At 47.4% G+C, this 24145-nt stretch carries 19 protein-coding genes and 1 pseudogene; 19 read left to right on the top strand and 1 reads right to left on the bottom strand.

Annotation, left to right across the window (positions count from 1 at the left end):
* Nucleotides 1-24: 24 nt before the first annotated feature.
* From FGT79_RS25335 to FGT79_RS25265, 15 genes are all read left to right on the top strand, one after another.
* Nucleotides 25-1767 carry a sensor histidine kinase gene (locus tag FGT79_RS25335; RefSeq protein WP_138755632.1) on the top strand — a complete coding sequence of 581 codons (1743 nt, stop codon included), beginning with the start codon at nt 25-27 and terminating at the stop codon, nt 1765-1767.
* Nucleotides 1764-3131, top strand: coding sequence for a response regulator (locus FGT79_RS25330; RefSeq protein WP_138755631.1), 1368 nt, complete (start codon nt 1764-1766; stop codon nt 3129-3131). Before FGT79_RS25335 ends, FGT79_RS25330 begins: the two co-directional genes overlap by 4 nt.
* Before the next feature lie 189 nt (nt 3132-3320).
* A complete protein-coding gene (locus FGT79_RS25325; protein ID WP_171056444.1) occupies nt 3321-4961 on the top strand; it encodes an extracellular solute-binding protein in 1641 nt (546 codons plus the stop codon).
* Between the two features lie 94 nt (nt 4962-5055).
* Entirely contained in the window at nt 5056-5946 is an 891-nt protein-coding gene (locus tag FGT79_RS25320) for an ABC transporter permease (protein WP_138755629.1), read from the top strand.
* A 49-nt stretch (nt 5947-5995) separates the two neighbouring features.
* Entirely contained in the window at nt 5996-6874 is an 879-nt protein-coding gene (locus tag FGT79_RS25315) for a carbohydrate ABC transporter permease (protein WP_138755628.1), read from the top strand.
* Nucleotides 6875-6910: 36 nt separating this feature from the next.
* A complete protein-coding gene (locus FGT79_RS25310; RefSeq protein ID WP_171056443.1) occupies nt 6911-7783 on the top strand; it encodes a family 43 glycosylhydrolase in 873 nt (290 codons plus the stop codon).
* Between the two features lie 143 nt (nt 7784-7926).
* Nucleotides 7927-8982: a LacI family DNA-binding transcriptional regulator gene (locus FGT79_RS25305; protein ID WP_138755677.1), complete on the top strand. Its 1056-nt coding sequence runs from the start codon at nt 7927-7929 to the stop codon at nt 8980-8982.
* A 288-nt stretch (nt 8983-9270) separates the two neighbouring features.
* A complete protein-coding gene (locus FGT79_RS25300) occupies nt 9271-12093 on the top strand; it encodes a beta-galactosidase (protein WP_138755626.1) in 2823 nt (940 codons plus the stop codon).
* A gap of 73 nt (nt 12094-12166) precedes the next feature.
* Nucleotides 12167-13087 carry an ABC transporter permease gene (locus tag FGT79_RS25295; protein WP_246096623.1) on the top strand — a complete coding sequence of 307 codons (921 nt, stop codon included), beginning with the start codon at nt 12167-12169 and terminating at the stop codon, nt 13085-13087.
* A 12-nt stretch (nt 13088-13099) separates the two neighbouring features.
* Nucleotides 13100-14011: a carbohydrate ABC transporter permease gene (locus tag FGT79_RS25290; RefSeq protein ID WP_138755624.1), complete on the top strand. Its 912-nt coding sequence runs from the start codon at nt 13100-13102 to the stop codon at nt 14009-14011.
* A gap of 76 nt (nt 14012-14087) precedes the next feature.
* Nucleotides 14088-15683: a DUF3502 domain-containing protein gene (locus tag FGT79_RS25285; RefSeq protein WP_138755623.1), complete on the top strand. Its 1596-nt coding sequence runs from the start codon at nt 14088-14090 to the stop codon at nt 15681-15683.
* A gap of 316 nt (nt 15684-15999) precedes the next feature.
* The gene (locus FGT79_RS25280) at nt 16000-16761 is read left to right on the top strand and encodes a sugar phosphate isomerase/epimerase family protein (protein WP_138755622.1); all 762 of its coding nucleotides are present in this window, start codon (nt 16000-16002) and stop codon (nt 16759-16761) included.
* Nucleotides 16762-16967: 206 nt separating this feature from the next.
* Complete coding sequence (locus FGT79_RS25275; RefSeq protein ID WP_138755621.1) at nt 16968-18059, top strand: low temperature requirement protein A; 1092 nt, start codon at nt 16968-16970, stop codon at nt 18057-18059.
* Nucleotides 18060-18162: 103 nt separating this feature from the next.
* Entirely contained in the window at nt 18163-18801 is a 639-nt protein-coding gene (locus tag FGT79_RS25270; RefSeq protein WP_138755620.1) for a ThuA domain-containing protein, read from the top strand.
* 126 nt (nt 18802-18927) lie between these two features.
* Nucleotides 18928-19917 carry a Gfo/Idh/MocA family protein gene (locus FGT79_RS25265; RefSeq protein ID WP_138755619.1) on the top strand — a complete coding sequence of 330 codons (990 nt, stop codon included), beginning with the start codon at nt 18928-18930 and terminating at the stop codon, nt 19915-19917.
* A gap of 93 nt (nt 19918-20010) precedes the next feature.
* Here FGT79_RS25265 and FGT79_RS25260 read toward each other — a convergent pair whose 3' ends face one another.
* A complete protein-coding gene (locus tag FGT79_RS25260; RefSeq protein ID WP_138755618.1) occupies nt 20011-20637 on the bottom strand; it encodes an SGNH/GDSL hydrolase family protein in 627 nt (208 codons plus the stop codon).
* A gap of 361 nt (nt 20638-20998) precedes the next feature.
* On the opposite strand from FGT79_RS25260, the gene FGT79_RS25255 reads away from it, so the two are divergent.
* From FGT79_RS25255 to FGT79_RS25240, 4 genes and pseudogenes are all read left to right on the top strand, one after another.
* Nucleotides 20999-21193 carry a hypothetical protein gene (locus FGT79_RS25255; protein ID WP_138755617.1) on the top strand — a complete coding sequence of 65 codons (195 nt, stop codon included), beginning with the start codon at nt 20999-21001 and terminating at the stop codon, nt 21191-21193.
* Nucleotides 21194-21464: 271 nt separating this feature from the next.
* Nucleotides 21465-22502, top strand: a complete 1038-nt coding sequence (locus FGT79_RS25250) for an LLM class flavin-dependent oxidoreductase (RefSeq protein WP_138755616.1) — start codon at nt 21465-21467, stop codon at nt 22500-22502.
* A 175-nt stretch (nt 22503-22677) separates the two neighbouring features.
* Nucleotides 22678-22762: pseudogene (locus tag FGT79_RS32660) on the top strand (DUF3934 family protein); the annotation flags it as partial.
* 372 nt (nt 22763-23134) lie between these two features.
* Nucleotides 23135-24094 carry an acetylxylan esterase gene (locus FGT79_RS25240; protein WP_138755615.1) on the top strand — a complete coding sequence of 320 codons (960 nt, stop codon included), beginning with the start codon at nt 23135-23137 and terminating at the stop codon, nt 24092-24094.
* The last annotated feature ends 51 nt before the right edge of the window (nt 24095-24145 follow it).

The raw sequence follows: 24145 nt of genomic DNA, 5'->3' as shown, positions 1-24145 counted from the left end.
ATACATAATAAGCAGGTGAAGTGCGTGGAGGAGAAGGAAAGTACATATATCAAACGTTTATTTGGCTGGGATACATTGCGGGGCCAGCTCTATTGGACGCTGCTCATCAGCTCGGTCATTCCACTAGTGCTCGTTGGGCTGCTGACGGTGTATTCCATCTATAACATTTTGTATAACAAAATAGAAAAAGGCATCGAACAAAATTTGCAGCGAGTCCGAGGAGGCGTGGAAGAGACCTTGGGCAATCTATATGACGTATCGCAGCAAATGTCGTATCAAGGTTTCGTTGGTCAGGACCTCAAATTGCTACAGACGAGCGAAGATACGTATGAGAAATCTCAGCTTACGACAGCGATTCAGCATAATATGGGGATACTCAACGCTTCGAATCCGACAATTGGTTTAGTGCTGTATTATGACATGACAACAGGCGAGATGCTCTACAACAACTATATAACGAGAGGCTCACACCCTGATTTCGACAGCTTACCTAAGCTTTCTATTAAATCCGATCATACTTATAACGGACCTCATCTTACGTTATATAAGTACAACGATACGTCTGTATTCTCCATTGTAAGGAGTGCAGGAGGCACTACTGATCCCCGTAATCCAATGCTTATTTATGCAGAAACCAATGTGAAGGTTATAAAGAACATATTGAACAAGGAGCAGTATGGGATGAATGTATCTCATTTGCTTATGGACAACGACGGAATAATCCTATATAGCGACAAGCCGGATCTGACGCCAATCGGCAGTCGCTATGATGCCAATTCGATGGATCATTACTACTATCATGAGGAGATAGGCAGCCAAGGCTGGCGACTAGGCGTATTTATCGAAAAGGGTGAGTACCAGAAGGAAATCCGCGATTGGTTCGTGCGTTATTCCTTTATCGTCGTACTGGGTCTGTTGATTAGCATCTGGTCCGCATTCCGAACCTGGAAGGTTGTGATTGCTCCGCTGCACCGCATACGCAAGGGCATATCCTCCTTTATCAGCCAGGAGCCGAATGACTTTTTTCAAAAGACAGGGTTGCGCGAATTTGATTTCTTAATTGATAATTTCAAGGATATGCAATACAAAATCCAGGATTTAATTGAAGAGGTCGCAAAGGAAGCAAGCGAGAAGCAGGATATTGAGATGGAAAAGTTAATGGCGCAAATCAATCCCCATTTTTTGTATAATACGCTGAACACTGCGCAGTGGCTTGCCCGTTTGAAGGGACAGCACGAAATTGATCGTTTTCTATCTTTGTTCACGAAGGTGCTCAAGTATAACTTGGCGAAGGATGGCACCATAGTGACATTGAAGGATGAAATTGATTCGTTGAACGATTACGTGGAGCTGCAGAGAATTAGGTATGATTTCGAGTTTGATGTGCGGTATGACATTCCGGAGCCGTTCCTTGCAACTCCGCTGCCACGATTTATTTTGCAGCCGATTGTCGAGAATGCCCTTTATCACGGAATGATGGATGAGAAGGGTATCATTGAGGTAAGCGTACAGGAGTTGAATCACACACTGCTGTTAAAGGTGACTGACAATGGAAATGGGATCAGCCCGGAGAAAATTAAGGAACTGCTGGAATCGGATACACGGAAAAATAATTTGTCGGGTCTTGGCATTGGACTGAATTATGTGAAGAGGACGCTCAGCAGCTTTACGGGAGGCAGCAGCGAGCTCGCGATTGATAGTGAAATTGGAAAAGGGACGGTCGTTTCTATTCATTTGCCGATTGATAAGGGGGGCAACCTACTATGAAGGTCATTATCGTAGACGATGAAAAGCTCGTTAGGCGTGGATTAATTTCAATCATGCCATGGTCCAAATATAAAATGGAGGTAGTCGGAGAAGCGGGAAATGGCAGAAAGGCACTAGAGCTGATGGAGCAGCAGGATGTAGATATGGTGTTCACGGATCTAATGATGCCTGAGATGTCTGGCTTCGAGCTGATGGAGGCGATGAGCGAGAAGTACCCGGATAAATCGGTCGTTGTCTTGTCATGCCATGAGGAATTTGCGTATGCTCAGAAAGCAATTCGTATGGGCGCGCTTGATTATATAGTCAAAAATGATTTGGAAACGGATACGATGGATGAGGTGCTATGTCGGATTTCACGTACCTATGAGGAAAGACACGCCAAAAAGCAATTACCAGATAAGAAGCTGTTTGACCGTGCGATGGTTGTCCTGAAGCTCGGAGATGACGAGCAGGCACGCAAGCTTGTAGAGAAGCTTTCGGCCAGCAACGTTATTCATTACTTGGAACGTCACTGCTGGTTTTTCGCTTTGGACAACTTTGGCACCGAGCAGGAGAAAACGCTGATTACAGATATTAAGCAGGCTAACTGCCTGCCGGTGCTTGTGCATGGCTTAGGCGGTATCACACTTGGTGAAACGGTAGACCGGCTGCATGCTTATTTGTCTTCGGGCTTATTATACGACTACAAACATTGGGTTACCTTCTGGGAGTGGGCAGCGGACAAAGAACATGAGTGGATGGAGCCGGAGAAAGAACGGCTTGGTCTGCGCTGGAATTCACCAGAATGGATATACAGTGATGAAGAATACGAGCTTCTCCTCCAGGAAACGGTAGCGATGCGGCTGCCAATGGGAGAACTCAAAAAGCTGCTATTCCCTGCATTTTTAGAGAATGGCCGATTGCTGCTCATGTTGGAGTGGTCGATGCAGCTCATATTCAAGTTGGAGCCGCTTCGAATGTGGGAAGAATGGAAAGAAGTTCTTGAAGAAGAGCGCAAGAAGCTGCGCAGCATTGTCTGCAAATCCAAATACGGCGATGATATCGTTCGTGTTATCTACAAAGCTATTCGATTCATGCACGAGCAGGAGGAAATGAATTTCAGCCAGCATGATTTGGCGGGCATCGCGAATATGAGTCGAACGTATTTCAGCCAATGCTTTAAGAATGTGACAGGCAAATCCTTTAATGATTACGCGACTGAAATTCGAATGTCGAAGGCGCAGCAACTGCTGGTGCATACGAATACGCCGATCTATCAGATCGCGCAGCTTGTTGGCTTCAAGGATGAGAAATATTTCAGCAAGCTGTTTCTTCAGGAGATTGGTATACTTCCTTCTGATTTCCGCAATCGGAATGCCATATAGGCGTGTAGCGCGCAAGGTGTGAAGTTTGTCGGATGGTACGTAGGTTATTGTCACAGGCTAATTAATGGCATGAAGAAAACGTTTACGAAAACACGCCTATCTGCCTACATCGTTCTGACCCTCATTCTCGCAGAACGGGCGTATACTGGGGCAGTAGACCATAAACGATATGCAGGGGGAAAAGCAGAAATGAAAAAAACGTTAGGCATACTCATCGTTTGCGCACTGATGGTACTTACTGCTTGTTCGGGAAATAACGAAAAAACGAATAACGGAGGCAGCGATGGCGGGAATTCGAGCAGCTCGGGCAGCGTGTCTGAGCCAGCTGATCCGTATGCGCCAATGTCGGAGACCGTGACGATTAATATTGGCAAAGAGGCCGCGGTTGATCCTAAGCTTCCAGATGGCTCCACCATTGAAGATAATGAGCTGACCCGCTATTTCGGCGAGAAGCTGAACATTAAGTATACGAACGCATGGCAGGCTACAACATCAGGCGACGCATATATGCAGAAGGTCGGACTTACGCTTTCTACTGGTGATATCCCAGACGTGATGACTGTAGACAAGCAGCAGCTTGTACAGCTTGTGAATGCGGACCTTATCGAAGATCTATCGTCAACGTATGAGAACTTCGTATCGCCGTCACTCAAAGCTGCTTATGATTCGACGGACGGCTACAGCCTTGCTTCGGCAACTTTCGACGGCAAGCTGATGGCTTTTCCTAACGTTAGCCCAGGGGCAGATGCGCAGAACTTGCTTTGGGTTCGCCAAGATTGGTTGGACGAGCTCGGACTTGAAGCTCCGAAAACGATGGATGACATCATTAACGTGACGAAAGCGTTCATGGACAAAAAAGGTTCCTCAGGTCTGCTCGGCAATCAAGTAATTGTCAATATTGGAACAAGCGTATTCGGCTTCGATTCGGTCTTCGGCGCTTACAATGCATATCCGCAGCTATGGGTTAAGGATGCCAGCGGCAATGCAGCATACGGCTCGATTCAACCGGAAGTGAAGGATGCGCTTGCCAAGCTAAGAGGCTGGGTAGAAGAAGGGGTTATTGACAAAGAGTTTGCCGTGAAAAAAGGTGAGCAGGTGAATGAGCTGGTTGTCAGCGGAAAAGCAGGTATTTTTTTCGGACCTTGGTGGCTGCCGTTTGGTATGCTGGCTGATTCCGTAGCACAGGACTCGAAAGCAGAGTGGGTATCCTATCTGTCTCCACTTAGCTCAGAAGGCAAGATGAATACACATATGGGCTCACCGACAACACGCTACCTCGTTGTGAAGAAAGGCTTCAAGCATCCTGAGGCAGTATTGAAAACGTTGAATATGCAATTTGATGCTGACCAACTGCAAGGCGAAGGCATCGTGGAGAAAGATGAATTCAGTTGGATGAATATGCCGTTCTCGCTCCTAGTGAGCAACTATGATGACAAAGAGAAGAAAGCAAAGCTTGTTCAAGACGTTATTGACGGCAATGCATCTGCTGATACATTGCAAGGTGAAACGAAGCAAATCTACAACTCCTACCTGAAAGACAAAGAAAATCCGAAAAAAGATTTGGCAGCATGGTCGCAAAGGCATGCCTTCTTAACCGGTGCGCTGCCGCTTGGAAAGGATGACCAAATCAACCGCGTAGTTGGCGTATATTACGATCAAACCGATACGATGCGTACGAAATGGGCTAACCTGCGCAAGCTGGAGGATGAGACGTTCTTAAAAATCATTATGGGTAACGAGCCGATTGATTCCTTTGACGGCTTCGTGGAAAAATGGAAATCGCAAGGCGGCGACCAAATTACGGAAGAAATCGCTGCAGCAGCCAAATAAGCAGTAAATATCTAGCATAAGGGACAGGATTCCGGTTTCCACCGGTGATCCAGTCCCTCAGCTTGAAAGTTTGTTTAAGGATGGAGTGGGAGCTTTGCGAGATTCCAAAAATACGATTCATTATCATCTAATGCTGGCGCCGGGCATGATCCTCCTTATTATTTTCGGAATAGTCCCGCTATTCGGAATAGCGATTGCATTCCAGGATTTTATTCCGGTTAAAGGGATTTGGGGCTCCAAATGGGTAGGCTTTGAAAACTTCAAGTACATGTTCCAATTGGACGACAGCAAGATTATCTTTTTCAATACGATATTTATTTCTCTAATGAAAATGGTTATGAATATCATTGTTCCGGTAAGCACGGCATTGCTTCTGCATGAGATCGTGTTCAGTCGGATAAAAAAGTGGATGCAGACGATTATCTATTTGCCCCACTTCCTATCTTGGGTCATTCTAGCCGGCATTCTGAGCGATATGCTGTCACAGAACGGCATTATCAACCAAGCAGTGACGGCTATTGCGGGAGAGCCGATATTTTTTCTTGGAAGCAATGATTGGTTTCCGGTCATTATCGTTCTAAGCGATGTATGGAAAGAGTTTGGATTCAATACGATTATCTTTCTGGCAGCACTGACTGCCATTAATCCGTCGCTCTATGAAGCAGCATCCATTGACGGAGCAGGACGTATTCGCAAAATATGGAGCGTTACGCTTCCCGGCATACTGCCGACGATTATTCTGGTTTCCACGCTGAATATCGGCAACATCCTGAATGCGGGCTTCGACCAGATCTACAATTTGTACAATCCACTTGTTTATGAATCTGGAGACATTATTGATACCTATGTATATCGAATTGGACTCGTACAATATCAATATGGGCTTGCTACAGCCGTGGGCGCATTGAAATCGGTTGTCGGATTTATACTTATTTTCGTATCTTATCGATTGGCTTCTAAGTATGCGGGCTATCGGATATTTTAAACAACAGCAACAAGAATTTGCATGATTGCATTCAGAAGGGAAGTGTCCCATGCCGCTAACAGGTCGCCGCGGAATCCGGACTACTGATATCATATTGACGCTCGTCATGCTGCTCATTACACTGCTATGCTTGCTGCCGCTCGTATACGTTATTTCACTTTCGTTCAGTGGCAAGTCGGCAGCGGCATCCGGTGCAGTCACCTTATTTCCAGTCGATTTCACCTTATATTCCTATGAATATATGTTTAAGGACAGTCGCTTTTTTGACGCTTTCGGCGTATCGGTTAAGCGGGTGCTACTGGGCGGAGCCATTAACTTCGTGCTGACGATTCTAATGGCCTATCCACTTGCCAAAGAACGGCTTGAATTCCGAAGCAGAGATATTTATATGTGGGTCATTGTATTCACAATGATGTTCACCGGCGGCTTAATTCCCTGGTACATGGTCGTGAAAAGTCTTCATCTGACCGATACGATATGGGCGCTCGTGCTGCCAACGGCTGTCCCTATCTTCAACGTTATTCTATTAATGAACTTCTTCCGGGGCATGCCCAAGGAAATTAATGAATCGGCGAAAATGGACGGGGCAGGGCCATGGCGAACGCTGGTCACCATTGCGGTACCGCTGGCTATGCCAGCGATTGCAACGGTAACGCTATTCAGCATTGTCGGCCACTGGAACGCTTTCTTTGATGGCTTGATTCTGATGAACAAACAGCATAATATCCCGCTGCAAACGTATATCCAGCAGCTTGTTGTCGCTCCGTCTATTTCCTCTTCAACAAGACCAGAGGATCTGATCAACTTTTCTCAACGGACGTTTAATGCTGCGAAGATCGTAGTGACGATGCTGCCGATTTTAATCATCTATCCGTTTCTACAGCGCTACTTCGTACACGGTATTACATTAGGCTCAGTGAAAGAATAACAAGCGGCGTAATATGCTATTAGAAGGAGTATGAGTATGACATTTACTAACCCGATTCTACCCGGTTTCTGGGCAGATCCGTTCATCTTAAGAGACGGAGACGATTATTATTTATATCCAACTAAGGATAGCGCGGGCTGGATGTACGAGAAATTCCACGTGTTTCACAGCAAGGATTTGGTGAACTGGGACGGCCCTTATCTAGCGCTCGATCTGAATGATGTCAGTTGGGCAGACAAGCAGGCATGGGCACCAGGTATCGCCAAATACAAAGACAAATACTATATGTATTTCTCTGCCGAAACACAGATTGGAGTAGCTGTATCTGATTCTCCGCTAGGTCCCTTCAAGGACATGCTGGATCGGCCGCTTATTACTCGCAATGAGTATGCTTGCCAGTCGATTGATGCGGACTTATTCGTGGATGAAGATGGTCAGCCTTACTTGCTCTGGGGTCAAGGGAAATGCTGGATCGTGCCGCTTGAAGACGACATGGTAACCTTCAAGACAGCTCCTGTCGAGCTTTCCTTGCAGATTCACGCAGCTAAAGGCAGTGACGGAACCGAAGGAGAAATATCGGTTTACAATGAAGGGCCACATATGCAGAAGCGTGAAGGCAAATACTGGCTGACTTGGAGCAATTACGATACGCGTGATCCAAGGTATCAGATTGCGTACGCATTCAGCGAGCATATTCTCGGTCCTTACGAGGTGCCGCAGGATAACCGTATGACTTTGGAATCAGTCAGCTCTGTTGGAACGGGTCATGCCTCGCTTACTGAATTCGGGAATGAATGGTATTTGGTGTATCATCGGCTTGCGGAGCCGGAGAAAAGTGTGCTGCGTGAAACCTGTATCGGCTTAGTTCGGTTCAAGGACGGCAAGCCTTATGTTGATGTGAATGAATGATCTGGAGAAGCTGTGCTGGCTATAGGCAAATCTGCCTAAGTTTGCACAGCTTTTGCTGCAGAAATGGAAAGCTGCTCGTTCCTATTTGACCGAAAGTCTGTTATTCTACTGATGAATGAACCTTGGACAAAGGAGGGACTGCTATCAAGCCGGTTACTGTCTATGATATTGCTAGGGAAGCTAACGTTTCAGTAGCCACAGTATCACGCGTTATCAACAACACAGCACCAGTCAAACAGTCAACGAGAGAGCGAGTGATGGAGCTGATTGTGAAACATCAATTTCAGCCGAATGCGCTCGCGAGAAGCTTGTATAAGAAGGAAACGGGCATGATAGGCGTTATTCTTCCAGACATTACAAACCCATTTTTCCCAGCGTTATTAGCTGGACTAGACCAAGAGGCGCGCAGCAAAGGCTATACGTTTTTTTTGTGCGATACGGTGTCGACAAATGGCGATTCAGCAGAGCAGTATGTACGCGAATCACAATATTTGAGCATTCTCATGGAGAAGCAGGTTGACGGCATTGTTATGATCGGAGGCAGAATCAATCTCGCGAAGCCAAGCAAGGAATCGATCTGCGAGGTTGTGGAAGCGAGTAAACGGGTACCGCTGCTGCTTATTAACGGCAATCTAACTGGCGGAGGTATCACTCGGGTATATGCGGATGAGCTTGAGGGAGCAGAGCTTGCGACGCAGCATCTCATCGAGCTTGGTCATGAGCATATTGCATTCGTTGGCGGGTACAAGCATATGTCTAACACGATTCAGCGGATTAAAGGGTATCTCAAAGCGATGGAGCGAAGCGGCTTGCAGACACGTAAGGAATGGATAATGGATGGAGGTTTTTCTGTTGCGAGCGGAACAGCATTCATGAATCGACTGCTCGAGCATTCGGAGCGTCCGACGGCTATTTTTTGCGCGAATGACCTTGTAGCAATCGGTGTCATGAAGGCTGCTCATAAAGCGGGTATTCGTGTCCCAGAGGAGCTGTCTCTTGTGGGCTTTGATGATATTCCGTATGCCTCAAACAGCATCCCAGAGCTAACGACCGTTTCATTGAAATGCTATGACGTTGGCCGATATGCGGCTGAGCAGCTCCACCATATGATTACAAAAAACAAATTCAGCAGGAGTATAAAGGTAAGGCCGGAGCTTATTGTCAGGGAGTCAACAGCCCGCCCACCATCAAGGATGTAACGCTTAATCTATCTCTCTAAAATAAATATTGACAACGCTTTCATTTCTGAATAAAATCAAGTTGTCAACAAATCATATGGTGTCGCCGAAATGAATGTAACCCGTTACATGATTAGAATGGCTTCTTCCTACAGAGTCGTAACACACCCGATACACATCAGAGTACCGTACAGAATTGAGTTCTGTTTATACCGGTCATGGCGTGTATTTATTTTCCCTAAAAATGTAACGGGTTTCATGAAACGGGTTTCATTTTGTATATTAAGTTGATTTTTTTGGGGGTGCGATATGATTTTGAATACGGAATCGAAAGCAGCCGTACGCTTCGATGCGGATGCCGTACGAATTGGGGGAACACCGCAAGTATTGCTCTGCGCTTCATTGTTTTATTTCCGAATTCCAAGGGCGCTGTGGCGGGAGCGGATGGAGCAGCTCAAAGCGTTCGGCTATAACAGCATTGACGTATATTTCCCGTGGAACTTCCACGAAACGGCAGAAGGACAATGGGATTTCAGCGGTCAGCGTGATATAACCGCGTTTCTCACACAGGCTGCGGAAGCTGGCTTGTATGTCGTAGCTAGACCTGGGCCGTACATTTGCTCCGAGTGGGATGGCGGTGCATTGCCGGCTTACCTGCTGACCAAGGGAGTAAGGCTTCGTGATAATGACGCAGGCTTCCTCGGCTATGTGTCCAAGTGGTTCGATCAAGTCTTGCCGCTGCTGAAACAGCAGCAGACAGGTGAAGGCGGTACAGTAATCGGCGTTCAGCTCGACAACGAACTTGATTTCTATGACTGCCATGATCCCAAAGGGTACATTGGTGCATTACGGGATATGGCGCTCAGCCATGGCATTACGGTTCCGCTATTCGCTTGTGCGGGACAAGGCGGCGTGCTGCAGGCGTCGGGGCTTGCTGACAACATCGTGCCAAGCTGCAACTTTTACCCGGATAACCGGGATGCGGAGTTTGAGGAGAAGGTGCTGCATTACGGTCAGCTGTTGACGAGTCTCGGATATCCGCTCCTTGTAACGGAAACGAATAGAGCGCATTATTTGCTAAGAAGACTACTGTCCTGCGGGGCGAAGCTGCTTGGTCCCTATTTGCAGGTATCAGGTACGGACTTCGGTTTTACGAACGCAACGAACAACTGGGGCAAACCACTAGCATTCATGACATCGGATTATGATTTTGGCGGGATGATCTCACCGGAGGGACATATTCGCGAGGAAGCCTATGAAGGGCGATTGCTGGGACGATTGATTGCAGCGTATGGCGCACCGCTGGCACAGGCATTGCCAGAAGGCGGGGTATCATCCGCGTGGACAATAACCGGAGATCGTGAGGGAATCGCGGGACCTTACTCCCTTCAGCTTAGCGGCGGGGGAAGCCTCTTATTCGTCACCAACTTGGATGAGCGGGACAAAGACATTAGCATTAAGGCTGCAGGCGAAGTGAACGATGCGAACGATTCTCTGCAAGGCGGCTTTACGCTTCGATCAGGCAGGTCGCTAGCGCTTCCTTACGAAGTTCCACTCAGCCTATGGGGCTTGGAGGGTGTGCTGCAAAGCTCGACGGCTGAGCTGTATCACGCTGAACAATCGGATGCAAAAGGAGCAAGTCTCGCGTTCCATTCGGATGGCAGCGGAGAGATCGTGATTCGGATGAATACACCAAAAGGTGTAGATGCGATCCATGCAGCAGCAGAGAGGTCTGAGGGACATCTTAACATTCGCTTTGATGGGCAGGAGGATAGCAGCTGTACAATCGTCGCAGCGGACGGAACGTGGATAAAGCTGTTGATTACCGATAGAGTGAAAGCGCTTTATATGGAGGGATTAACGGGGGAAGGCGACTTCATAGAGGGACAACCACTTGTTTATGGTAATCGAATTGAGCCGTTAGTAAGCGAATGGACGTTAAGCAGGTTTCAAGCTTCGTCATGGATTGCATTTGAGGCAGAGGCAAGAGCGGCTAGTCGTGCAGATTCGAGTGAAGCCGACTATTTAGAGGAGACAGGCATATATCGCGGTTTTTCCAGCTATGAAGCTTCTGTCGCATGGACGAGAGGACAGATCGTACAAGGGTACCTCATCCGGCAGGGCAGTGATGTTATATCGTTATATACGGATGGGCAATACGTTGGAACGGCAGCTTCTGGCGGAGGCAGTGTCTTCATGCCATTGGTCCACACGTTGCAAGAGGGCAAGCTGCACGCAAGGGTGGAAATTTGGGGACACTCCAATTTCGATGACGCCCGGCTTCCAGGGCTCAGACTTCATGCGATGAAAGGCTTGAGAGGGATATCAGCCATTACAGAGGTACGTAATCTTAGCGGGAACTGGCGTGTATACCGGGCATCGGAGCGAAGCTTACGCAAGGAGCTCATTGAGCCTCTGGATGACAGCATGTGGCCGATTATCAGCTTTGGGGGCTGGATGTCGCCCGATCATCCGGCATTTGAATATTACCGGAGAACATTTCGTGCTGCTGAGGGAGCAAACTCGTGGACGCTGCATTTTAAAGGCTTGCAATCATTAGCTCGGCTGTTTGTGGATGGCAAGGATGTAGGCGCGATTCATCCATTCGATCCCTATGTGGACATATCTGAGCATGTGAAGGCAGGCGAAGCTGTTGTTCTTACTGTATTTGTTGAGCGAGTGCTAGGCTTGCCATCAGGGCAGGTACACGTCTATGAAGGATTGAAGGCTGCGGACTGGACGGTGCAGGGAGCAGAGGAAGCGGAGCTTCTGGCACATGCAGACAGCAAGCGATCAGGCGGGGATACCGTGCAATTGCCGGTGATGCTGGAGCCAGGAGAGACCGCATGGCTGTATGCTTCAACGGCCAATTCGGAAGCGGGATCAGGATGGCGGGCGAAGGTGGCGGGTACTGGACTGAAGTTAACCCTATTCCTAGCAGGACAGATAGTAGGCCGCCTATGGCTGCCAGGTGGTGAGAGCAGGCCAGTGCTGACGGGCGGCAGTCCAGACTCCTTCTATTTGCCTGGCGTTTGGTATGAAGGGGGCAAGGGAGAACTGGCAATTCTGTTAGAGGCGGTTGATCGTGAACAACAAGGAAAACTGGAATCCATTTCGTTCATATCCGTCTAGTCCATGACTGCGAGGGGGAAACAGGATGCAAACGAGTATAGCTCAAAGTGAGCCGGAGAGAAAGCTGCAGCGAATGAGTGGCGGCAAGCTGAAGCGTTTTTTGAACAACAGAACGCTGCTTCTTATGTGCTTGCCGGCCATTGCTTTTTTCGTTATTTTCGCCTATCTGCCGATGCCCGGCTTGTATTTGGCGTTTATTAACTACAACTACTCCGATGGCATATTCAAAAGTCCGTTCGTCGCGTTCGACAATTTCCGTTTCCTAGTCATTAACGGCGACCTGTGGCGATTGTCGTTCAATACGGTCGCCTATAATTTAGTATTCATAGTGCTAGGTAATGTGCTGCAAATTTTCGTCGCTATTCTTTTGAATGAGATTCGACGCAAATGGTTCAAAAAAGTGACGCAAACGCTCATGTTTCTCCCGCATTTCATATCGGCTGTACTGATTGGCCTCATTGCCTACAACATCCTTAGCTACGATTACGGAATTTTGAATACGATGCTGGAATCGTTCGGAATGGAGCCGGTCAAAACCTATTCTGATCCGAAAATATGGCCGTTCATCATCGTACTGACCTTTCTGTGGCAATCCACTGGATACGGGTCTATCATTTATTTCGCGGCGATTATGGGACTAGACAATGAAATTATTGAGGCATCAGAAATTGATGGCGCCAATGCGTTCCAGCGTATCATTTATATCGTACTCCCATGGCTCAAGCCAACCTTCATCATCCTGATGCTGTTCTCGCTCGGTGGCATTCTGAAAGGGAATTTCGGACTGTTCTTCAACCTTGTCGGAGCGAATAACACGGCCTTGTATCCAACGACCGACATTATCGAAACGTACGTATTCCGCTCACTAATGACCAACTTTAACTTCTCAATTGGCAGCGCCGTCAGCCTTTACCAATCCGTATTCGGCTTTGTTGTCGTGTTGACAGCCAATTGGCTCGTCCGCAAGGCTTCACCCGAAAACTCTTTATTCTAGGAGGTGCCAGCGATGGAAAATAGGGAAGATTCACGGAGCATCCGTACGGATGTGAGCGGAACGATCGTCAAGCTATTCGGCTATCTGTTTATCTCGTTTTTTGCACTATGCTGCCTGCTCCCATTCTTGCTCGTTCTCGGCACTTCGCTGACGGCGGAGGGGGCGATCAAGAAATATGGCTTTAACTTCTGGCCGCGTGAATTTAGCACCTTTGCTTACAAAATCGTATTCGAGAATCCCGATCTCATTATCGGCTCCTACTTCGTTACGATGGGCATTACGCTCGCGGGAACAGCGCTTGGTCTCTTCCTCGTCGCGATGACGGGTTACGCGCTGCAGCGCCCGGATTTTGGTTACCGGAATGGCATCTCGTTTTTCATTTATTTCACGACGCTGTTCTCAGGCGGCCTCGTTCCGTTCTACCTGCTTATGACGCAATATTTGTCACTCAAGGATAATTATTTGGCAGTGCTGCTGCCAGGACTGCTTAGTCCGTTTCTGATTATCATGATGAAAAGCTTCGTCCGCTCGATCCCGCATGCGATAACGGAGTCTGCCAAAATCGATGGAGCAGGCGACTTTACGATTTTTCTGAAACTGATTCTGCCCATGACGACACCAGCGCTTGCTACCATCGGCTTGTTCATTGCGCTTGGATACTGGAACGAGTGGTACAATTCCATGCTGTTCCTCTCTCCGGATATGAAGTACCGCCCACTTCAGCTATTTTTGTACAACGTTGTGACGAGCGCTGATTTCATTCGCAATTCGTCTGCAGCGTCTAACGTGCAGCTTCGCGATATGCCGCTTGAATCCATGAAGATGGCGACTGCGGTTGTGGCAACAGGACCTGTTATTTTGTTCTATCCATTCGTACAACGCTATTTCATCAAAGGAATTACGGTTGGTGCTGTAAAAGGCTGATGTGCCGCGGGCCGCAATTCGGCCACTTCACATAACGGGCGATGCCCGACTTATGAACATAAAGGGGAGAAGTGCAATGTCCAGCGTAAAGAAGGTTTCCGCTCTGTTGATTGCAATGATGATGATCTTCACTCTTGCAGCATGCTCAGGAAGTAATGGCGAGAACAAAGAAGGCGGCAAAAACGAGGGAACGGGCAGCACGACTACAACGGATGGCACCAAGGGTGCGGATACCTCGAAGTTTGTTAAAATCAGCTACGTCGTACTTGGTGATAAGCCCAAGAACGGGCAGTTCGAGAAGGTGCTGGCCGAAGTAAACAAAAAAATGAAAGAAAAAATCAACGCGGAGCTCGAATGGAAATGGGTAGAGTGGGCGGATTGGCAGACAAAGTACAATTTGCTGCTCGCATCCGGCGAAGCGATTGATCTGATCACGATTGGTACGGACTGGCTCGATACATGGGGCAACGCACAGCGCGGCGCATTCATGAACTTGGATGATTTGCTGCCGGAATATGCACCTCAGACATGGAACTCTGTTCCTGAGGAGGATTGGGCGGAGAGCAAGTACAATGGCAATATCGTGTTGATTCCAGAGAATGATTATACACAGTGGGTTAACCATGGCTTCTTCTACCGCGGCGATTGGGCGAAGGAAGCGGGCATTACGGAGCCGATCAAGGATTGGGAGGGCATCGGCCAATATCTTCAATTCATAAAGGATAACAAAGAAGGAGTAGTGCCTTGGGATGCTGTTGCGTCCACTTCAACTTGGGGTGGCTATGCTTCATCGTATACGGATCAACTGGAGCTTCCAATCTCTACCGGATACTTGCCGGTGTTCACGACTAAGTCGTACGACGAGAAGTTCACAATCGTAAGTCCTGTATTCGAGGATACTTTCCTAAATTTTGCATCATTAATGAAAGATTGGGCGGATAAGGGCTACTGGCGGGAGGATGTACTGAACAATAAAAACGATAATCGCTCCGCACTGCGTGCCGGTTTGTCGGGTCTGGACCAGCATCATACCCAAACGTTCGGCGGCTTGCGCGTAACGATGGATAAGGATCAACCGGGCTCTGAGCTGCAAATGTTCCCGTTTGCCCGCACAGGAGGCAACAATCTTACTGAGCTGTCGATTACGCATGGCGGAACTTCGGTCGGTGCGCATAGCAAAAATCCTGAGCGTGCACTAATGGCCTATGACTTGATCCGCAATGATGAGGAAATTTACCACCTAATTAACTACGGCATGGAAGGCGTTCAGTACGAAGTGAAGGATGGCAAGCGCGTTCTGCCTGAAGGCTATGATGAGGCAAAGGATGCGTTCTATGCGGACTTCTGGGGTGGTCGTATGGATAAGTTTGAGATTCCTAGCGTAACGACATGGGATCAGCTTGAAGAAACAATGTACGCTGAATACGATAAAATCAAAAAACCTTACCCATATGGCCAATTCGTATTCGACAAAACGCCGGTTGAGGCTGAACTGACGGCGATTACGCAGGTATCGGGCGAGATGGGCCCGGCGATCACGTACGGAAAAGCAGGCGATCCAGCGCAAGCTGTTGAGAAATTCCGCAGTAAGCTGAAAACGGCCGGTTATGACAAAGTGCTTGCAGAACTGCAGCGCCAATTAGATGCTTATAAGAAGCTGATTGAAGGTTAAGTCAGCCTAGGGCAAGAAGCGCAAGAGGATGTATCATGCACAACTGTGCATGAAACCTCTTGCGCTTTTTTTGGAATATAGGAAAGGATATGATTTCGCCATCCTTTCTCTATATTTCTCGAAGTGAAACGCGCTGCGTCGCCACAGGACGGCGACAGCCGTTTCATTTTGTTGCTTGTTGATATTGGTCAACCATAATCAATTGGCAGCCATAGGTTGGTTAATCTCAGTAAAGTAGCGCTTTCATCTCTAATGCTACAATAAGCTTATGAATAAAGAATGAAGTTTTATCCAAAAATAAGTAGGCGGTGAAGTCATGAATATTTCGAATATCGCAGTACAGCTTTATACCTTGCGTGAATACTGCAAGACGGAAGCGGACTTGGAGCAGACGTTGAAGAAAGTGGCGAATATCGGCTATCAAGCGATCCAAGTATCGGGAATAGGCCCAATCGCTCCTGAGAAAGTTAAGGAACTGGCGGATGCCGCGGGACTACGCATTTGCGCCACGCATGTGAGCTTGGATGCATTGCTTCAGGATTTCGACCAGACTGTTCAAAAGCATAAGCTTTGGAATTGCAGATACGTAGGTCTCGGCAGCTTGCCAGATGAGAACCGAACGAGCGCGGAGGGTTATACGAGCTTCGCTAGGATTGCAGGAGAGATCGGGCAACGGCTGAAGGAGCATGATTTGCAGTTTATTTATCATAACCATCAGTTCGAGTATCAGAAGTTCGAGGGTCGAACAGGCATGGATATTTTGCAGCAGGAAACCGATCCAGCTGTCGTTGGCTTCGAGCTTGATACGTATTGGGTTCATGTTGGCGGGGTTAATCCAGTCGATGCCATTCATCAGGTTAAAGGCCGTATGGGCGTCGTACACCTCAAGGATTTGGAAATCGTGAATTATGAGCAAGTATTCGCGGAGATTGGCGAAGGCAACTTGAACTTCAAAGCCATTATTGAGGCGTGTAGAGAAATCGGAGTAGAATGGTACGTCGTGGAGCAGGATGAATGCAGACGTGATCCGTTCGAAAGCTTGTCGATCAGCTTCCGCAACCTGCAGCAGTTTTTGTAAACGATAGGGTGACGTGATTTGGGCCGCAAGTGCCCGTACCGAATCAGATGGAGCTTTTGCATCTGGTTTTTTTACGCATTGACAATGGAGTAAAAATCATATATCTTTAATTTAAGATATTTCAATTAAAGATATTGGTTTGCGGTGGAAACGGCTTTCAGCAGGTTTCCGTAAGCTAAGCAATCTCTGAGGGAGGCCCATGAGGCATGGAAGAGAAAAAGGTTACTTGGCTGGAGCTGTTTTATGATTTGTTGTTTGTGGCTGCGATTTCGAAAGCTACTCATGTGCTGCTGCATGTTGAGCATGGCATGATTTCTCTAGAGCATCTCTTCAAATTTATACTCATATTTATCCCAATCTGGTGGGCGTGGGTTGGACAAACGGTCTATAACAACCGCTTCGGACGCGATCTTGCCTCTCATCGCATATTTATGATCCTTCAGTTGTTTTTTGTATTGATTATGACGGCCAGCTTGAATGTAGATTTTGATTCGTATTATATTCCTTTCTTTATCGGCTATATTGGCTCAAGGGCGCTGACTGCCTTGCAATATGTCATTACGCAAAGAGTTGAGGTTTCGAACAGACAGGAAACAGCAAAGTTTTTCGGGAAGTATTTTTGGCTGGGCATTGCCATATCTGTATGTTCTCTTTTCTTCGATTCGTGGATTCGCTACGCGATTCTGTATGCCGGCATTGCTGTTGATATTCTCGTACCGCTAATTGGCCGCAAGCATTTGGTGAAAACGCCAGTGCACACTGCACATTTATTAGAGCGATTCGCTCTCTTTACTTTAATTCTGTTAGGTGAATCGGTTATCAGCATGCTCGCCGTGCTTCAGTCTGATAAGCTGACGAGTTCTTCTCTATTGTTTGCTGCAATGGCATTCGTGCTGGTCATCGGCATTTGGTGGCAGTATTTCGAGAACGTGGAGAAAAACGTGGATAAAGCGAAGCGGACGGCTGGTCAGACGATTATGTATGGACATTTGTTTATCTATTTGTCATTGAGCATGATCGCTGCTTCCATTCAACTGTTGTACCTTAACCAGCTTGACTACCGATTTATGGTCGGATTTATATTCGCATCCGTGTTGCTGTATTTGTGGTCCGTTATGTTTGTCCTTTATGCCTATCGCTATAAGCATCTTAAACCAAAGCTAAGTATTATTATTGGACTGACAATACTGTTAGGCGTCTTGTATGCTGTAAATATTGGCTTAACCGTTGCTCCTCCTATTATTTTGGCAGAATTAATGCTATTCTTTCTCGTCTTTGCCAAAGTGACTCATCGGTAATAGGTTCAGCAATTTCATGATAAGGGGAGCATGATGCGCTGAAAGCGTTTATACTTTAGATAGATTTACTGCTTACTATAATTAGGAAGCGAGGGAGTATGGAATGAAAATTGGTGTAATATGCGGTGATTATTGGCACCCTAGAAAGCTCATTATGGATGGACTGGAGCTGCTGCGCGAGCATGGTTACCAGTTGGACTATCTTCAGCTAGCATCGGAGTGGTCGCAGGAGTGGATGGCTCAGTATGATGCAATTGTGCTTGCTAAGTCGAATGAGCTGTCTGCTGAGGATAGATCGCCATGGCTGACGCAAGAGATTCAGGAGGGATTCCGAAGCTACGTTGAGGGTGGCAAAGGTTTGCTTGTGCTTCATGCTGGAACAGTCGGTTACCGAAATGAGCCTATATTCTATGAGCTGATTGGCGGTGTGTTCACGCATCACCCCGAAGCGTGTCCCGTGACGATTACGAGTACGGATGAGCAATTAGATGTCACTGCGGGGGTAGCAAGCTTTACGGTGCATGATGAGCATTATTTCATGGAAACGCTGGATGAGCGGATTAAGGTGTTTCTGCAATCAGAATCGGAGCATGGCACGCAGCCAGCAGGATGGATAAGGGAGCAGGGAAATGGCCGCGTATGCGTTCTGACGCCGGGGCATTTCTTGCATGTTCTCCAGCTGCCGGAATATCAGAATGCCTTGAAACGAGCGATTAATTGGGTTGGGGCTGGGCAGCATTAATACGCGAAACCACAAAGTAGATAAGATAGTCTCAGTAAAATATGTATTCGCTTTCTTGCTCTACCAGCACGTTTAATCTATAGTAGAAAAGAATTCATTATTTTATTCAGAGGAGTGAATGGATTAATGTCTCTACAAACGATTAAATGGGGAATTCTCGGCCCAGGCTGGATTTCATCTAAATTTGCCCGTGATTTGGCTTATGCTGCCGGTGCTGAGCTGGTTGCGGTTGGCGGGAGAAACTTGGAGAAATCCGAGAGGTTCGCCGAGCAATTCAATATTCCACGCGCTTACGGCAGTGTGGAGGAGCTTGCTCAAGACGCGGATGTAGATATTGTCTATGTAGGAACACTGCATCCGATACATAAGGAAAACGTGCTAGAATTGCTGCGTGCAGGTAAAGCCGTTCTTTGCGAGAAGCCGTTTACGATGAATGCGGCTGAAGCGAAGGAGATTATTGAAGTAGCAAGAGAGAACAAAGTATTTCTGATGGAAGCAATGTGGACGCGCTTTCTTCCGCCGATTCGTAAAGTGATGGAATGGATCGCTGAAGGCAAAATCGGCGAGGTTCGCTTAGTGAAAGCAGACTTCGGCTTTGATATTGGCTGGGCGCCGGAGAGCCGTTTGCTAGATCCTGCGCTTGGCGGAGGCGCACTGCTTGATGCGGGTATTTACCCGGTATCCTTCGCGTCGTTAATCTACGGTGAAGCACCTGCCAAAATTTCGAGCAGCGCCCGCATCGGCGCCACTGGTGTAGACGAGCAATTCTCGCTGTTGTTCGAGTATGAGGGCGGGCGTACGGCTGCGCTTAATGGCGCTGTACAATTGGGTATGGTCAGTGACGCGTATATTTACGGAACAAATGGACATATTCACGTTCCCAATTTCCTATTCAGCAAGTCGGCAAGCCTTCATGTGAAGAATACGGATGCTGAATCCTTCGTTGACAACCGTGAAGCAGAGGGCTATGCATTCGAGGCAGAAGAAGCGATGAATGCGCTGCGCGAGGGCAGGCTGGAGAGCTCAATTATTCCACTGGATGAGACGCTGTCCATCATGACCACATTGGATGCAATTCGGAAACAATGGGGACTTCGTTACCCTGCTGACGAGTAAAAATAGCCATCCGCCATTGCAGGAAAAAGCACGATCGTTAATAGGAAAGGAGCACTCTCCAGAGAATGTCTGGGGAGTGCTCCTTTCGTTATATTATGCTTTGACAGCTTGCAGCCAAGCATGTGCAATAAGCGCGGCGCCTGCAGGTGACGGGTGAACACCGTCCGGCGCCCAATATGCTGGTCCAGTTTGAGTAGCAGCTTGAGCGAACAATCCGTCGAGCGGAACGTACAGCGTTTTGAATTCGCCTGCAAGCTCGCGCACCGCTTGGATCTTGGGATCCAAATCCTCGCGCCATTGCTTCTGACTGTCATTGACAGGCAGCACGAAAGGCTCAACCAGAATGAGCTTAGCGTTTAGCTGCTCCTTGGCGGTTTGAAGCAAGCGGCGGTAAGTCACATAATATTGTTCGGTGCTAAGCGGATTATTGCTGTCATAGCGGCGCCAAGTATCATTAATACCCACGTACACGGATAACCATGTTGGCTTCAAGGAAAGGCAGTCTTCTTCCCATCTGCGTTCCAAATCAACGACTCGATCTCCAGACACGCCTCTGTTTAGAAATGCAGCTTGCTTCTCGGGATATTTGCTTTGGAATAATGCCGCTACTAAATTGGCATAGCCAGCACCAAGGTTAGCACTATCGCTGCGGTTTCGGCCGGCATCGGTGATGCTGTCCCCTTGAAATAATACAACGGCATTCTGCTCAATAACTGTCATTCTTAACCCTCCAATAGTTACTAATGATGGTCATGTTAGGGTGTCTTACTTATCCGAGGAGTATGATTTCTGCAAGCGCCATCATTGTGTATGCTGTATCATCATACATAGGGTCAATAGGATAGGTCAATACCGAAGAATAGGTTTATATGATCTAAAATAGGAAACAATTACTACGGAAGTTTCTATTTATATTTGTTGTTATTTCCTATTTAATAGAAGTAGAGGAAACGGAATATTAACAAATTTCTATAATAGAATAGAAGCATACGATTTGCTAGATTAGCTTAACATTTGTTCATCATTAACTCATGAAAGATTAAGGTTCGTGGTCTATAATCGAATTAAGGGAGTGATGGGAATGACCTCTTCTTACTTCAATGAATGGCTCGATGAATATAATGATTATATGAGACTGTACATGTTTTTTGGCGATGAGTGCTACCTAGAGCATGCGCGGGAGACCTTGGTTGCGTTGAAAGCCATGATCGTTCGCGCGGAGCGTCATCAAGACATCGTATGTAAAATAATGAGCAATCAGGTTCACGCTTATTGAGTATGAATCAATTAAGCAAACCAACTATGAAAGGGCAAAAGGCTAGGAGTGCTAATGAAGATTAGCATACCTAGCCTTTTGCCGTTTTTAATAAGGATGATCACACATTGAAAATATTAATTTGCATATAGAATAGTATTATAATCGGATTAGTCAGAAAAAGCTTGTTGCTTAGAAATACGTTATGCTACGATAGTTTCAATATTGAATAATCGTAATCGATTCCGATTTGTACATACAAAGAGGAGCGAAGAAAAGAGGACGTTGCGCCATGAAATTTGCTTTGTTCAGTCTAGTTATGAATATTCCTAATGCATTGACAGGCGAGACTTTGACGACGCAGCAGAAATTTCAAAATATATTGAAACAGGCGATACTTGCAGAAAAACTTGGCTTCGAAGCTTACGGAATCGGCGAACGTCACGGAGCGCCTTTTCTGTCATCGTCACCGCCTGTGCTACTGACTGCAATAGCTGCTAGAACATCACGAATCCGTTTGTTGACGACAGTAACCGTGCTCAGCGTACTGGATCCACTTCGGGTAGCAGAGGATTATGCAACGCTCGATCATTTGTCAGAAGGAAGGCTTGAACTTATTATCGGGAAAGGAAATGATCCGCGGCATTATCCGCTGTTCGGTATAACGGAAGAAGAGCAGTGGGATTCACTGGCAGAGCGCTATGAGCTGCTGAGGCGCTTATGGCATGAGGAGGATGTGACGTGGGAGGGCCGCTATCGTCCTGCGCTGAATCATGTAACCTCACAGCCGAGGCCGTTGCAAGCTTCTATTCCAGTATGGCATGGAAGCGCATCGAGTACGCTCTCGACTGAGCTGGCGGCCAAGCACGGCGAGCCGATATTCTCATCCAACAGCTTTCATCCACAGATCAAGTATAAGGAATTAATTGAGCATTATCGTGAGCGCCTCGCTTATTATGGGTATGATCCGAGTCAGGCAGTTGTAGGTTCGGGAGCGGGAAGTCTATATCTCGCGAATACGGGCGAAGAAGCGATTAAACGGTATCGTCCTTATTACGAAGCCTTTCAGGCGACGAGCGCTGCACAGCATAATAAATCACCGTTCACAGATCTTGAGGATACGATTAAGAACGGCCCTGCACTTGTCGGCAGCCCACAGCAAGTGATTGAGAAGATCATAAACTACCATCAAGCCTTTGGGAATCAAGTGCTGAGCATCAGCGTTGATGGCTTGACAGAGTCGGAGCAGCTCGAGCAAGTGGAGCGATTCGCCGCTGAAGTAGCACCTGTGCTTCGGAAGGAGCTTCCAAACAAGGTGTGGAATCGTTAAGAAGCGAAGAAATCATTCAGCATGATATTCATATTTATACACGCCCATAAGAATCTATGTGCCTGATTAATGGTATACTGGTTAGTAATGATAACGAGGTACAAGATTCGGATAGATGCTGCACCTGCATTTTAAGAAGGTTAACTCGGCATAGTAGACATGATGGAGTGATGATATGAGCAGTGCAAAGGGCAAAGGTGGAACAGGAAGAGGAACGGATAAGAAGGGCTGGAACCGGTGGCAAGCGGGCGAGAAGAAGAAGCTGGCGAAAAAGGTGTTTGGCAGAAACCAAGGCGCGAAAAGCGCGGAAGGTGAGAAAGGCAAACCGGAGGCTGCCGGTACACCGAATGCGAAGAGCGGCAATATGACTAAGGGCAGCACAGCGTTCAAAGTCGGAGCCTCGGCGAAAAGCAGGAATACTTCGAAATCGTAAGCATAGCTTGAATGAATAATACATGACTGAGTAGCCGCAGCTTGCCGAAAGGCAAAGCCTGCGGCTTTTTTTCTGTTCTTTTGTAAATATAGGAAGATCTGCTATTCCATTTCTTCAGCTTTCTATTAGAATGAAGGTAACGCTTTCATGTGCGAGAGCAGCAACCAATCATTTTCTACATCTATAGGGGGTAGTTGAATTGCCATTAGTTGATATGTCATTGGAGCAATTAAAAGACTATGAAGGATCCAGTCCGCGTCCGGCTGATTTTGATGCGTATTGGGACAGGGCACTTGAAGAAATGAAAGCGGTAGATCCTCAAATCGAATTGGTGCCAAGCAGCTTCCAGGTTCCTTATGCGGAATGCTATGACCTTTATTTTACAGGTGTGCGCGGAGCGAGAATTCATGCCAAATACATAAAGCCTAAAAATATAACGGAGCCGCATCCGGCTGTGGTACAGTTCCACGGATACAGCGGTCATTCGGGCGCATGGCATGATAAGCTCGGTTATGCTGCGCTTGGCTTTTCTTTCTTCTCCCTTGATTGCCGCGGGCAAGGCGGCTACTCGGAGGATGTTGGGGGCGTTAAGGGGAACACATTAAACGGACATATTATCAGAGGCTTGGACGATCATCCCGATGAACTGCTGTTCCGTCATATCTTCCTCGATACGGCGCAGCTTGCAGGGATTGCCATTCAAAGCGCGGGAGTTGATCCGGAACGGGTATATGCGATGGGCGGTTCTCAGGGCGGAGCCTTGACGATAGCATGTGCAGCGCTTGAGCCAAGAGTGAAGAAGCTGGCACCTGTTTTCCCATTCTTGAGCGATTATAAGCGGGTATGGCAAATGGATTTGGCCAAAGATGCTTATGCAGAGCTGCGCACCTTCTTCCGCCATTTTGATCCGCAGCATAAACGGGAGGAAGAAATATTTACGAAGCTCGGCTACATCGATATTCAATTTTTGGCTTCGCGTATCCGCGGTGAAGTGCTGCTCGGCATAGGGCTGATGGATACGGTTTGCCCGCCTTCAACGCAATTTGCAGTGTACAACAAAATAACGGCAGCAAAAAGCATGGAAATATATCCGGATTTCGGGCATGAGGATCTGCCGGGTTTCTCAGATATGACGATGCAGTTTTTCCTTCAGGATTAAATGATGTCATCCAGTGTATATGGATAGGTACGGGATGGAAGGCGTTTGCGC

The organism is Paenibacillus sinopodophylli (assembly GCF_005930355.1).
GTDB classification, from domain to species: Bacteria; Bacillota; Bacilli; order Paenibacillales; family Paenibacillaceae; genus Pristimantibacillus; species Pristimantibacillus sinopodophylli.
Note: the sequence above shows the minus strand (reverse complement) of the source record. Positions and strands in the feature narration are given on the sequence as shown.